Raw genomic sequence first — 12244 nt, 5'->3', positions numbered from 1 at the left:
TATGCTAGTTGCGACCAAGCATTTATTTCGGGTATGACATTTCAAAAGGTGGCACTCCCCCGCCACGTCATTCAATCCGATAGGCAGCAAAAAACTAATGAAGAACTCTGCTAGCGAATGTCACGATATGACTCAGATCCGCGCAGAAATTGATCGTCTGGATTCCGAGCTAATTTCCCTGTTTGCAGAGCGCTGGACTTACATCACACGCGCCGCTGAAATCAAAAAACCAATTGGCCTGTCTGCCCGCATTGAAAGCCGGGTTGAGGAAGTTGCCAGCAACGTAAAAGCCCATGCCCGAGCGCATGGCCTGAATGCGCAGACCTATGAGACCATGTGGCGCGCACTGATGGAAAGTGCGATTGCGCACGAGGAAGACCTTATGGAAGCAGAGGAAAACGCAAAATAACATAGTATCGCCATTTTCTCTGGCATCTTAGTCGACTAGCATTGCAACCAGAAATTTTCGGAGAATTAAGAGCCTACTTCCCCAAATTAACCGTTTGGCAGGGACAAAGCTTAATTTATGGTCGTGTTTTTACCGCCTGCAGAGAAAGAACACTTGGCTTATTCAAAAGCTTAGGTATTGTTTCCCTATAGTCGCTTAAATGAGTTTGACCGGGAAGACCCCATGAGTCTAGACAGTGACGTTCTTATTGATCGCAGACGCCTGAGACGGAAAGTTTCGTTTTGGCGTGTCGTTAGTTTTTTAGCACTTGCAGCTTTGCTGTTGTGGGCAGGCGCCGAGGCAACTGGCCTTGGAGAGCTGGCCCGTTCTGAAAAGCATATTGCTCGCATCGAAATCAACGGACCGATCACCTATGATCGCCGTCAGTTGGAGATGCTTGAAGCAATCGCCAAGGATGACACCGTGCAAGGCGTTATCGTCTCTATTAATTCTCCAGGTGGTACCACCTCTGGCGGTGAAGCGCTTTACAATGCGCTGCGCAAGATTGCTGAGAAGAAGCCTCTGACTGCGTCCATCACGACGCTTGGCGCTTCAGCTGCTTATCTTTCCGCTATTGCCAGTGATCACCTTGTCGCTCAATACACCTCGTTGACCGGCTCCATCGGTGTTCTCTTCCAATATGGCAATGCAAAAGGGTTGCTCGACAAGATTGGCGTTGAAATGGATGCAATTAAAAGCGCACCATTGAAAGCTGAGCCAAACTTTTATGAGCCAGCCACGCCGGAAGTGAAAGAAACTTTGCAAGAGCTGATCGACGATACTTATATGTGGTTCGTTGGACTTGTTGCAGAGCGCAGAGGCCTTTCTAAAGAGCGTGCACTTCAGCTGGCGAACGGTCAGGTTTACACCGGACACCAGGCAAAAGACCTTGAACTGATCGATGAGATTGGTGGCGAGCAGGCCGCGCATCAGTGGCTTATTGACGAAAAAGGGCTTTCCAGTGATTTGGAAATCATCGACTGGAAACCAGAATCAGACGAGCGGTCACTCCCGTTCCCTGCAAATTTATTAGGCTTTTTGGGTAGTGAGAACCAGAATTTGATCATCTCACTTCTCAAAACAGCAAAAAGTGTCGTAGATTCAAGCCTACCGCTTGACGGTCTCGTGTCTGTTTGGCAGGCTCCGGATGCGGCAACAGTCTCAGCACTTGGGGGGGCAAAGCATGATTAAATCGGAATTAGTACAGACTATTGCGGAGCGTAATCCGCATCTCTATCAACGCGATGTAGAGAATATCGTAAACGCCATTCTTGATGAAGTTACCGAAGCGCTGATGCGCGGTGACCGCGTTGAGCTGCGTGGCTTTGGTGCGTTCTCAGTGAAGAACCGCCCGGCACGCGTTGGACGCAATCCAAGAACTGGCCAAAAAGTTGAAGTTGGCGAAAAGTTCGTTCCGTTCTTCAAAACCGGCAAAGAAATGCGCGAACGACTGAACGACGGTACGGATCACGGCGAAGACGACTGATCCTGGAGTAATAAATTGGCTCGTTTCCTTCGGAATTTGCTGCTTATACCTATAGCAGCTCTACTTGTTGTACTTGCGGTTGCGAACCGGCATTCCACGCTGATTTCGCTTAACCCCTTTAACCCAGAGGATCCGATGTTGACGTTCAACATCCCGGTTTTCTGGTTGCTGTTTGGCGCTGTTGGACTGGGCGTGATGCTTGGCGGTGTGGCGACCTGGATGCGACAAGGACGGTTTCGTAAAGAGGCTCGTGTTCAACGACGAGAAGCGAACCAACTTAAACATGAAGCGGATTCACTGCGTAAGGTAGCGCAGGGTGACATTGCACCCGGCCTGCCTGCACCAGACCATAAAAAAGCAGCCTAACCGCTTTATTAGTCTGCCCTGACGTTTAACACGGGGATTGCGAATGCGGATCATCACAGCTCAGGACATTGAGGAGGTGATGAGCTTTCGCGATCTTCTTGAGACGCTGAGACGTGCATTTCGTGTTGGTGTGGTGGCCCCTTCCCCGCATACACAGAGGATTGCACGTCCAACCGGCCTTGATGACGGCTCTCTCACCATCTCCTCTGCATGGCATAACTTTGCGGCTCAAGACACTGTTGAGCGCGGGTTTATTGGCACGCGCTTGGAGAGTTGTCTTCCCACATCACTGGAGCATGATGCACCTGCTGTTGCGGGCGTGTATCTTTTGCAGTCTGGTAAAACCGGAACACCGCTTGCGCTTCTGGATGGCAAAGCACTTGTTAATTGGCGCACAGCCGCGACATCGGCGCTGGCCTCCTCGTATCTTTCACGAGAAGACTCTTCCCGTTTGCTCATGGTGGGCGCTGGAAACCTTGCCCCTTATCTGATTGATGCGCATGCTTCCGTACGCCCTATCAAGGAGGTTCTGGTCTGGAACCGAAGCCCTGCCGCTGCTCAGCAGTTGGTGGAGCATATGCAGGGACAACCCTTTAAGGTTTCAGCGACAGCGGATTTGGGCGGCGCTGTCAGAGGCGCGGATATTGTGTGCTGTGCGACGAGTGCAAATACGCCGATCATTCAAGGGGAATGGCTACAAGAGGGAACGCATCTGGATCTGGTTGGCTCCATGCATGCTGATCAGCGTGAGTGCGATGATACCGTCATTTCTCAGGCACGGCTGTTTCTGGACAGCTATGACAACACTCCAACAACCACCGGGGACCTCAAAGAGCCCCTTGCGGATGGCGTTTTGAGCCTGCAGGACATTGCTTCTGATTTGGCGGAGTTGTGTCAGGGGGATCGGGCAGGACGGCGCTTTTACGAGCAAATCACGCTTTTTAAATCAACGGGCACTGCTCTGGCAGACCTTGCAGTTGCCGGACACGTTTATCTGCGCGTTTAGCCGAGGGACTTAGTCCAACTCATCCATATCGTTCTTCTTTGGGGGCGTATAGCTTGGTAGATACCAGTCTCTTGCGATTGCGCCACCACGTAAAATCATCGCCGCAGCAAAACCCAAAGCAGCAGCGAGGTTGCTTTCTCCCGTTGCCATGAGCGTAGAGGTGTACGTGATCGCACCAGCAAGCGCAGCCGCAAGGTAGATCTCTCTTTGCAGCAATGCAGATGGCTGGCCAGCGATGATATCACGCAGGATTCCACCAAATGTCGCCGTAGCAACACCCATGAGGACAGCAACCGCGGCAGTATCACCCAGTGAAATCGCTTTTGCAGCGCCCATTACCGAATAGGACGCGACACCAATCGCATCGAGCCAACGCAACGGGCGGCCCCATGCTTCGACCTTATGGGCGATGAACCACATGGCAATTGAGACGGCCACACAGACATACAGGTAGCTCTCGTCTTCGATCCAGAAGACCGGCACATCAAGCAGGGTGTCCCGCAGGGTGCCGCCACCGATACCCGTCAAAGAGCAAAAGAACAGAAAAGCGATAAAATCCTGACGCAGACGTGCAGCGACCAGCCCACCAGTCACGGCGAATACGGCCACGCCAAAAAAGTCCAGGTACTGCCAGATCTCAGAATGCATCTACGTCATGCCCGCAAAGTCGTTGAATTCAAGTCTGCTGGTATTAGACAGCCATCTTAAAAAATCAACCGGAGAACTACACTACTTCATTTGTGAGATTTAAATAGCCTTAGATCCTGTGAAGCGTTTGGGGACAGCGCCGAGAAGTTCAAATCAGCCCTGCGTTTCTTGCAGAGCTACGGGCATAACCGCACAAAAAAGCGGAGACCAAATGCTGGCCTCCGTTTTGGAATTCTTTTGAGAAGCCCTCAGTGTCTTGAGGGCTTTCTTTTTTAGGCTTCTTTGTCGATTGTGGAGCCTGGCTCTGCTGCTTTGTCGGCAACTGGAGCAATTTTTGGGCCGCCTTTGGACACGCCAACCATTGCAGGGCGCAGGACGCGCTCGCCGATGACGTAGCCAGCCTGAACAACCTGAACAACAGTGTTGTTTGGAACTTCTGTGTTCGGCACTTCAAACATTGCCTGATGGAAATGCGGGTTGAACTTATCGCCTTCAGGTGAAAGACGCTTCACGCCGTGCTTTTCCAGGTGGTTGAGCATTTCGCGCTCTACCATTTCAACGCCTTCAACCAGTGCCTTCAGGTTTTCGTCGTTTTCACGTGCGTCATCTGGCAATGCTTCGATTGCACGGCCAAGGTTGTCATTGACCACCAGCATGTCACGCGCGAAGCCTGCGACTGCGTAGGCTTTAGCGTCTTTGACTTCTTTTTCAGTCCGACGGCGCAGGTTTTCCATTTCTGCCATGGTGCGCAGAGCGCGGTCCTTCAGGGCAGCGTTTTCTTCTCTCAGCGCCTCGATTGGATCTACTTCCGCAGCAACTTCTGCCTGCTCGGCTCCATTCGCAGTTTCGTCAACCACAGCTTCCGGATTTACCTGCTCTTCTGCCTGCGGAGTTTTATTTTGATCGCTCATCGTCATCCCGTCTCTTAAAACTTGCTCTCCGTTACAAAGAGCAAAGCATTGCAGGGCTGCCCAAAGGCGCCCGTACAAAAAACCTAGTCGGTCCTTATTTAGTCGTTGTTTGCCAAAAACAAAAGACCTCCGGCCACTTCCGTGACCGGAGATCCTCAGAATGCCCGATTTTACTCAGCATTTCGTTGCAGATACCCTCAAAATTAAGAGTACTGCTTGATCCAATCAGCAATTTTGCCCTTAGGCTGTGCGCCTACGAGGGTCGCAGCTGGCTGACCATCCTTGAACAGGATCATGGTTGGGATAGAACGAACGCCGTAATTCATTGCGCTCTGCTGGTTGCTGTCGATATCCAACTTAGCAACTTTGACCTGACCAGCCATTTCCTCAGAGATTTCTTCCAGGGACGGCGCAATCATTTTACAAGGACCACACCAGGTCGCCCAAAAATCTACGAGAACAGGGGTCGAGCTCTGAAGTACTTCAGCTTCGAAGTTACCGTCTTCAACATTCACAGTGGCCATTTTTGCCTCTTTTCATAGTGCAGGTTGAGTCGCCCCAACTGAGCAAACTCTGTTGCCCTGAAAGTAAGAACGCAAGTGCCGAGCGTCAAGCGAACGAATTCTCAACATTCGACTAGAATTTAAAAGATTTCATCAGTTCCACTGGTATTTCTACCAAATGAGGACCTGACGTATAGAGGAGCAGCGCTCTTATTCTCCGATCAGGATAAAGCTCAGAAAGCAATTTTCTATAAACAGCCAGCTGCGCAACATACGTTTCGGAGACATCGTGCACGCTCCTTGGAACGTAGGCATTTGTCTTGAAGTCGAGAATGATCACTTCTTTGTCATTGACCAGCAAACGGTCAATCAGACCGAAGATTTCAACCGGCTTGCCATCCTCACCCGTGAGCATGCCCTGTATTGGAACTTCGGCCCTGCCATTAGCGCTGAACAGTTCTGCAAACTCTGGGTTGCCCAGCGTACCCAACACATCATCCAGCAGACGTTCCTTGTTGTCCGCAAAGCGCTCCGGCAGAGAGCTGGCAAGGAACCTTTCGGCAGATACCACGCGTTGTTCTTCGGCCAGATCAGGCAGAAACTCCAGCAGGCGGTGAACGATGCGGCCACGGACCAGTGGCCAGTCTTCTGGTTGGCGCGCTGCCTCCAAAGCATCTTTCGGATCTTGCTGCTCGATATTCTCTTTTGCTTCCATCTCCTCAAAGGCGGCAGATGGTTTTACACGGCGGATACGCTCCGGTGTGCTGACGTTTGTTGAGACCCAGTCTGGCATAACCGCCTGTTTCCGGCTCTCAATCTTTTCAGATTGCGGCAGGATCGGCTCTGGCTTTTCTATGCCGCCCTTGGTCCAAATCCACGCCGACACTTCGCCGTTTACATCTGTTTGCTCGCGTGCTTCTTCAATCAATCCGTTGCGGGTGAGTGTGTACCAACATTCATCATGCGGGCCACGCTTTGGTGACCAACCACACACGACAAGCCGATCCTTGGCACGGGTGAGAGCTACATAGAGCAAGCGGCGGTATTCTTCTTTCTGCTCTTCTGCCAGCAGTTCCAGCGCTTCTTCATGCCACTCGGTGCGCTGCGCTTTGTTGGGCAGCCAGACGAGAGCGGGAGCCGCTTCTATATCCCCTGCCCGTTGTTTTTCAACCATCACCGGCGCATGCAGGCTGGAGACGGGTGCGTTGCAGCCATCAGCGAGAATAACATAGGGCGCTTCCAATCCCTTTGAGCCATGGACGGTCATGATGCGAACCATGCCTTTAGCGGCGTTGAGCTCTCGTTTGATCTCAGTTGGCGCTTCTGCAAGCCATGCCAGGAAGCCTTCCATGCCGGGTGTGCCGCTCTTCTCATAGGTGAGCGTTAATGAAAGGAACTCATCAAGCACGTCATCCACTTCTGTGCCGAGGCGCTCACGAAACTTCTGGCGATAGCCATCGGTTCCCATGATCTTGGCGAAAAATTCGAAGGGTGGAACGAAGTCGGCGCGGTCACGCCAGACAACCAGCTGCTTGCGAATTTCTTGCCACTTCTCGCTGCTTTCTGACTTTCTCAGCAGCTCATGCCAGAGAGTCCCCGGTCTTGGGACACCCGGTGTTTCGTGGGCGATCTCAAAGAGGTCATCATCCAGCAAACCAAAGAGCGGGCTTTTGAGAACGCAGGCGAGAGAGAGGTCATCTTCCGGCAGCAGAATAAAGCGGCCCAGCGCGACAAGGTCTTTGACGGCGATGTGATCCGTCAGGACAAGACGGTCAGACCCCGCTGCGGGTACATCCAAGCGTTTGAGTTCACGGTTGAGCGCTTCCACAAACTGACCGCGTTTACGGACCAGTACCAAAACATCACCCGGGCCTGCTATTTTGCGTTGGTCCCAGTCCTTGATCTGCTCTGCAATGCGGGTGGCGAGGCGCAACATCGGGTTGCCTGTGCCGATTGCATCAATGGGCTGGGTCCAATCGTCTGGTTCCAGCGTTTCAACGGCCTCTTCCAGTGGCCAGATTTCAACACGTCCCGGATCGTTGTGGCGGATCGCTTCGTGAACCGGTGCGACATTGTCCTGTGACAGGCCTTTGTAGGTTTCCGGTGTGTCGAACACCTTATCAACTGCGCCCAAAACATCTGGCGTGGAGCGGAAGGAGAGGTTGAGCTCGATGCCTTCAAAGTTCTTCTGCGCTTCTTCAGCTCTGCGGGCGAAGAACTTGCGCATTTCGGCAAAGTAAGCTGGCACAGCCCCTTGGAAGGAGTAGATGGATTGCTTCTCATCCCCCACCGCAAAGATGGTGCGGACTTTCTCTCGTGCACTGTCACCAGCGAAGAATTCTTCTGCCAGTGCGCGGATCACCTCCCACTGGCGCGGGCTGGTGTCCTGTGCTTCATCGACAAGGATGTGGTCGAGGCCCTGATCCAGTTTGTACTGCACCCATTGTGCGGCTTCAGCACGGGACAGGAGCTGCGCAGATTTTACCACCAAATCTTCAAAGTCGAGGTAGCCGCGACGGAGTTTTTCCGTCTCGTAATAACGCAAAACCGCATCGGAGAGGGTGAGGATCGCTTTTGTACCAGAAACCGTTATGACGGCATTCAGGTGCCGCAGAGCTTCCAACACACGCATTTGCTCAGCGAACAAGCGCTCGACAACTTCCGGGAAGGCGGTTTGGACCTTCTTGGTGGCGAGAGACTTGCGCGGGCTGAGGGTTCCGGTGAGAAAGATCTTCAACCAAGCGATGCGCCAGGCTTCGTCGCTTTTGAGTGTGATGGCCTGATCCAGAGCAGCGGCTCGGTCCTGATCTGTCTTGGAGCCGACGCGTAAGGCTTCTGCAAACGCTTTTACTTCGTCGTCACTGAGAGAAGAATTCCGTCGCAACGAAGATGCAAAGCCAGATATATCATCCTCCGGCATGACGGAGAAATCAGCGTATAGCGCGGAAATGGCGCTTTCCAGGTCCCCATAAGGAGCAACCCAGCGATAGAATGCATCGCGGCGGCTGATCAGCTCAGAGAGAGCTTTCTCGACACCTGAATCCGGTAATAGCTCGATAAGCTGGGACAGAGCTGACCCGATGTCGGAGTCTGGCTCAATCTCTGCGCTGTGCAGAACGCTGGCGCGGGCCTCATTGAGCAACTCTTCAGCCAAGCGATCATCCAGCACGGAGAAGTGCCCGGCCACGTTGGCTTCCAGCGGGAACTGGTGGAGCAGCGCTTCACAGAAGGCATGGATGGTCTGGATCTTTAGGCCACCCGGCGTTTCCAGCGCTTTGGCGAAGAGGCGGCGGGCGTTTGCCAGCTGCTTTGTTGACGTCGGTCGGCCTTCGATGTCCTCGATCTCGGCGGCAAGCTCTGCATCACTTAGCTGCGTCCACTTGGCCAGGGAATCGAACACGCGAGTTGCCATCTCCGCCGCTGCTGCCTTGGTGAAGGTGAGGCAGAGGATGCGGGATGGGTCGGTGCCGGACAGCAGCAAGCGGACCACACGGCGGGCGAGCACGAAGGTTTTGCCGGAGCCTGCGTTTGCACTCACCCATGCTGAGTTTTCAGGATGCGCTGCACGTTGTTGGCTATCGAGGGTTTTTGCTGGAATATCCATTATGCATCCTCCCCGTCTTCTCCGAGGGACCATTCCTGCACGCGGGCGAGATGATCATAGGAAGCGGCCCATTCCCTTTCCTTCAGCACACGTGCTCTTGAGAGATAGCCCTTCCTCGGGTTTTCATAGGCCGCGACGAGCTGTTCCAAGCGTTTCCACGCTTCTTCTGCCAATTCTTCGGCGGTGCTTTCCTTTGGCACACGGCTTTCCAACTTCACAGCATCGCTGCCGCCTTTGAGCTGGATGTAGAGCATGTCGGAGATTGGCATGTCATGGGGCAGATCCTCAAAACCCTTACGGCGGATCATGGCGACTTCCAGCGGCAGCTGTGGTGAGAGCAACGCTTCGACCTGTTTGGCAGAGGGCGGTTGGCCAGTTTTGTAATCTACCACGCGCAAGCTGTTGTCTTTCATCTGGTCAATGCGGTCTGCACGGCCTGTGAGCGTGAAGTTGCGCTCCGGGCGTTGCATTTCCACTTTGCCGTACTCTTCAAGGAAGCGGTCGTAGATCTTCGGCGCGACTTCGCCTTCATAAGCGACAAACTCTTCCGCGATACGCTCAAAGCGCGGCCACCACAGGGCACGAATGGCTGGGAATGCATCAAGCGGGCGGAACAGGCGTCCCCCTTCGGTTATCAGGGCACGGACGGCTTTTTCGTCAAACGGGCCATCCCAATCTTCAAGGAAGTTTGCCAGCGCATCGTGGATGATATTGCCTTTGTCGGCAGCTCCTGGCTCCCCGCCAATCGGGTCGACCTCATCCAGCTTCAGCACGTTCTTGGCGTAGATGAGATATGGATCGCGGATCAGGTTTTCGATTGCTGTGACAGAAAGCTGGACTGGTCGGGCTTCCACTGGTGGCTTTGGCTCAGGCCGTTTGGCTGGACGAACCGGTGTTTCTGAGCGGTCGAGCACGAGAGCCAGCTCGGTGTAGCGTTTGCCTTTGGCGCGCATCTGCTGCTCAACACTTTGGCCAGCGAGTGTCACTATGCGCTGAAGCCAGCGGGAGGCCACTGTTGGGGAGCCATCTACACGCTCAGAGCGGGAAAGTACCACTTCCGGCGCGCCAAGGTTCCAGAGGAAATCGTGGGCGGAGGTACCGATTTTACGCTCTGGTGGGTCAAGGCCGATCTGGCCTTTCATCGGGCGGTTGAGCCATGGATCATTGCGGGTGCGCTGCGGCCATGTGCCTTCGTTCAGTCCACCGAGGACGACGAGGTCGTAACGCTGGAGGCGGGCTTCCATGGGGCCGAGCAGATGGATGCGGGGATCGGCAGGTGTGCGGGAGCGGACGGCGCCGCCAGTGATGAGGGCACCAAACACGCCGGGCCATTCATTGGCAGGCACGCAGAGGCCCGCAGCATCAGCTTCCAGCAAGGACGTCAAGGTTTCGGCAAGCGCCTTACCGTTTTCGCCACTGAACAGCTCTTCCGTGGAGCCGTTTTCATCAGCCCCAAGCAGCAGGACCGCATCCACGTGAGTTTTGATGATGTCTTCGACCGGGATCTCATTTGGATTTTGCAGCAGGGCTTCCAGTGGGCCGAGCGCTTGTTCCAGACGGTCCAGCAGGGTGTTGATGGCGTCCCAGTCTTCTTCCACTAATTTGCGCCAGCGGGAGACGGGTCTATCCGCCTTCTCCATAGCTTGATCATGCGCAGCTGCCACCGCTTCACGCAGGCCACTCAGGCCCGGTCTTGGATGTGGGCCGCGCAGCACGCCCCGTTCCAAAGCACGGGCAGCTGAACGGACTTCCTTGGCCTTCATGCCGAGAAAGGCGAGCGGATGTTTGAGCAAGGCCAGCAGGTTGACCGGATCGAGACCTTGTAGGGCAAGCTTTGCGGTGAGGATGGCAAGCACCATGGGCGGTGTTTGCTCCAGCGGGCGACCAGCGGTGTCGTCCACGATGATGCCCCAGCGGGTCAGCTCTGATGCTACGCGTCGGGCCAGTGTTCTGTCTGGTGAGATCAGCGCAGTCGATTTACCCGCTTCCACCGCTTCACGCAGCAGCAGCGCAATGGAAAGCGCTTCTTCGGATTCGTTTCGCGCCGTGATCAGCTGCGTGCCTGCGAAGGCGGTCTCTCTGTGGTCTGCCAGCTCTGAGGTGAAGAAGTTTTGCCACTCTTCCGTTGTTTCTGCGGGGCGGAGTGCTTCGTTGACGATCTCGCAGCGCAGGCGCAAAGCTTCGCTTTCCGGTGCGCCCAGCTGTGTGACGTCTTCTCGTTTTATGCCCAGCGCAAGGAGCAGTTGGCGGAGGCTGTATTGGGGATGACCGGGAACGCGTTGTGGCTCTGTCGGGCTGCCAAGTGCCTGCCAACTTTCGGCATCCATGCCCATGTCGAGTGCAGGAAGGACAAGGGCTCCGTTCTCCAGGCTCAGCACGGCTTTCATCAGCTCGGCGGTGGCTGGGAAGGAACCGGTCGCACCAGCTACAATTACCGGACCGTGTGGCGGTGTTGTGCGCAGGCGGGCGGCTTCTGCGCGGATGAGGGCTGAGCGGCGCTCCTTTGGGTCCATCATGCCGATGGCCTTCAGGTGCTCGGGCCACAGGTCGGTGACGATCTTCAGGAACTCAAGCGTGATTTTCCAGTATTCGGCGTGATCGTCGGGGACAAGGTTGCCCAGCTCTGTCCAGCTGGCCTCTTCTGTCTGCACCTCATCCATGAGTGTGAGCAGGTTGCCCGCGAGCCATGCGGCATCCGCGGAGGACGCTGGAACGCGTGCTGGGTCATCTTCTTTGAGCTGTAGGATCTGACGGCGGAGCTGACCCTTCCATGCCCATACAAGACGCGTCATCGCGAGCTTGCGTTCCATGGTGGACATGGCAGGCGGCAACGCTTCGCCATCCCCATGACCTTTCAGGATGTGCTCTTCTTCGTCCACATCGCCAAGGGGTAGGATCTTGGGCAGTAGGGCGGCTTTGGAGCCCAAAGCTCTGCGCAGGACATCCGGCAGGGTTCTGGCAGCACGGCGGGTTGGCACGTAGATGGTGACATCAGCCAGCACCAGCGGGTTATCATCCGCCTGAAACCCCGGGATCAACTGCCCAGAGAGCAACGCTTCCACGGTTGCCTGCAGAAATGGCGTGGATGGAGAAACGCTGAAAATATTTGGGGTGGCCGCCACCGGAGCCTCCTGAAAAGAACCGAATGCTCCTTTTTAGTTCAGTTTTCGGCGGATCACACAGCAAAAAGCACGACACGGTTTTATATCCCCGCGTGATTGGTGATGAACCTGACTGTTTCCGTTATTGACGATACATCCGCACGCATCATC

At 54.7% G+C, this 12244-nt stretch carries 10 protein-coding genes; 5 read left to right on the top strand and 5 right to left on the bottom strand.

Going from position 1 to position 12244, the window contains the following annotated elements:
- The first annotated feature begins 97 nt into the window (after positions 1–97).
- The 5 genes from BM231_RS03180 (at position 98) to lhpI (ending at position 3306) form a co-directional block, all read left to right on the top strand.
- Positions 98–409, top strand: a complete 312-nt coding sequence (locus tag BM231_RS03180) for a chorismate mutase (RefSeq protein ID WP_063286507.1) — start codon at positions 98–100, stop codon at positions 407–409.
- A 222-nt stretch (positions 410–631) separates the two neighbouring features.
- Positions 632–1639 carry a signal peptide peptidase SppA gene (gene sppA / locus BM231_RS03175; protein WP_208860018.1) on the top strand — a complete coding sequence of 336 codons (1008 nt, stop codon included), beginning with the start codon at positions 632–634 and terminating at the stop codon, positions 1637–1639.
- On the top strand, positions 1632–1934 hold the full coding sequence (locus BM231_RS03170) for an integration host factor subunit beta (protein ID WP_057462715.1): 303 nt from the start codon (positions 1632–1634) through the stop codon (positions 1932–1934). The genes sppA and BM231_RS03170 overlap by 8 nt, the downstream gene beginning before the upstream one ends.
- A gap of 135 nt (positions 1935–2069) precedes the next feature.
- Complete coding sequence (locus BM231_RS03165; protein WP_063304296.1) at positions 2070–2300, top strand: LapA family protein; 231 nt, start codon at positions 2070–2072, stop codon at positions 2298–2300.
- A 43-nt stretch (positions 2301–2343) separates the two neighbouring features.
- Positions 2344–3306, top strand: a complete 963-nt coding sequence (lhpI, locus tag BM231_RS03160; protein ID WP_093516643.1) for a bifunctional Delta(1)-pyrroline-2-carboxylate/Delta(1)-piperideine-2-carboxylate reductase — start codon at positions 2344–2346, stop codon at positions 3304–3306.
- 9 nt (positions 3307–3315) lie between these two features.
- Here lhpI and BM231_RS03155 read toward each other — a convergent pair whose 3' ends face one another.
- From BM231_RS03155 to addB, 5 genes are all read right to left on the bottom strand, one after another.
- Positions 3316–3954, bottom strand: a complete 639-nt coding sequence (locus tag BM231_RS03155) for a trimeric intracellular cation channel family protein (RefSeq protein ID WP_063309236.1) — start codon at positions 3952–3954, stop codon at positions 3316–3318.
- Between the two features lie 272 nt (positions 3955–4226).
- On the bottom strand, positions 4227–4865 hold the full coding sequence (grpE, locus tag BM231_RS03150) for a nucleotide exchange factor GrpE (RefSeq protein WP_063309235.1): 639 nt from the start codon (positions 4863–4865) through the stop codon (positions 4227–4229).
- Positions 4866–5068: 203 nt separating this feature from the next.
- On the bottom strand, positions 5069–5389 hold the full coding sequence (trxA, locus tag BM231_RS03145) for a thioredoxin (protein WP_063286502.1): 321 nt from the start codon (positions 5387–5389) through the stop codon (positions 5069–5071).
- Positions 5390–5501: 112 nt separating this feature from the next.
- Positions 5502–8972 carry a double-strand break repair helicase AddA gene (addA, locus tag BM231_RS03140; RefSeq protein WP_093516641.1) on the bottom strand — a complete coding sequence of 1157 codons (3471 nt, stop codon included), beginning with the start codon at positions 8970–8972 and terminating at the stop codon, positions 5502–5504.
- Positions 8972–12094 (bottom strand): double-strand break repair protein AddB, encoded by a 3123-nt coding sequence (gene addB / locus BM231_RS03135; protein WP_093516639.1) that lies wholly within the window; start codon positions 12092–12094, stop codon positions 8972–8974. The genes addA and addB overlap by 1 nt, the downstream gene beginning before the upstream one ends.
- Positions 12095–12244 lie beyond the last annotated feature (150 nt).

The organism is Pseudovibrio ascidiaceicola, from assembly GCF_900114245.1.
Classification (GTDB): Bacteria; Pseudomonadota; Alphaproteobacteria; order Rhizobiales; family Stappiaceae; genus Pseudovibrio; species Pseudovibrio ascidiaceicola.
The sequence above is the reverse complement of the archived record's forward strand: the minus strand, read 5'-3'. Positions and strand labels throughout refer to the sequence as shown.

Bases quoted from the DNA above. Each gene is read 5' to 3' on its own strand.
- lhpI (WP_093516643.1), top strand. From the start codon at position 2,344: ATGCGGATCATCACAGCTCAGGACATTGAGGAGGTGATGAGCTTTCGC.
- BM231_RS03180 (WP_063286507.1), top strand. From the start codon at position 98: ATGAAGAACTCTGCTAGCGAATGTCACGATATGACTCAGATCCGCGCA.
- BM231_RS03170 (WP_057462715.1), top strand. From the start codon at position 1,632: ATGATTAAATCGGAATTAGTACAGACTATTGCGGAGCGTAATCCGCAT.
- grpE (WP_063309235.1), bottom strand. From the start codon at position 4,865: ATGAGCGATCAAAATAAAACTCCGCAGGCAGAAGAGCAGGTAAATCCG.
- addA (WP_093516641.1), bottom strand. From the start codon at position 8,972: ATGGATATTCCAGCAAAAACCCTCGATAGCCAACAACGTGCAGCGCAT.
- BM231_RS03165 (WP_063304296.1), top strand. From the start codon at position 2,070: ATGTTGACGTTCAACATCCCGGTTTTCTGGTTGCTGTTTGGCGCTGTT.
- BM231_RS03155 (WP_063309236.1), bottom strand. From the start codon at position 3,954: ATGCATTCTGAGATCTGGCAGTACCTGGACTTTTTTGGCGTGGCCGTA.
- trxA (WP_063286502.1), bottom strand. From the start codon at position 5,389: ATGGCCACTGTGAATGTTGAAGACGGTAACTTCGAAGCTGAAGTACTT.
- sppA (WP_208860018.1), top strand. From the start codon at position 632: ATGAGTCTAGACAGTGACGTTCTTATTGATCGCAGACGCCTGAGACGG.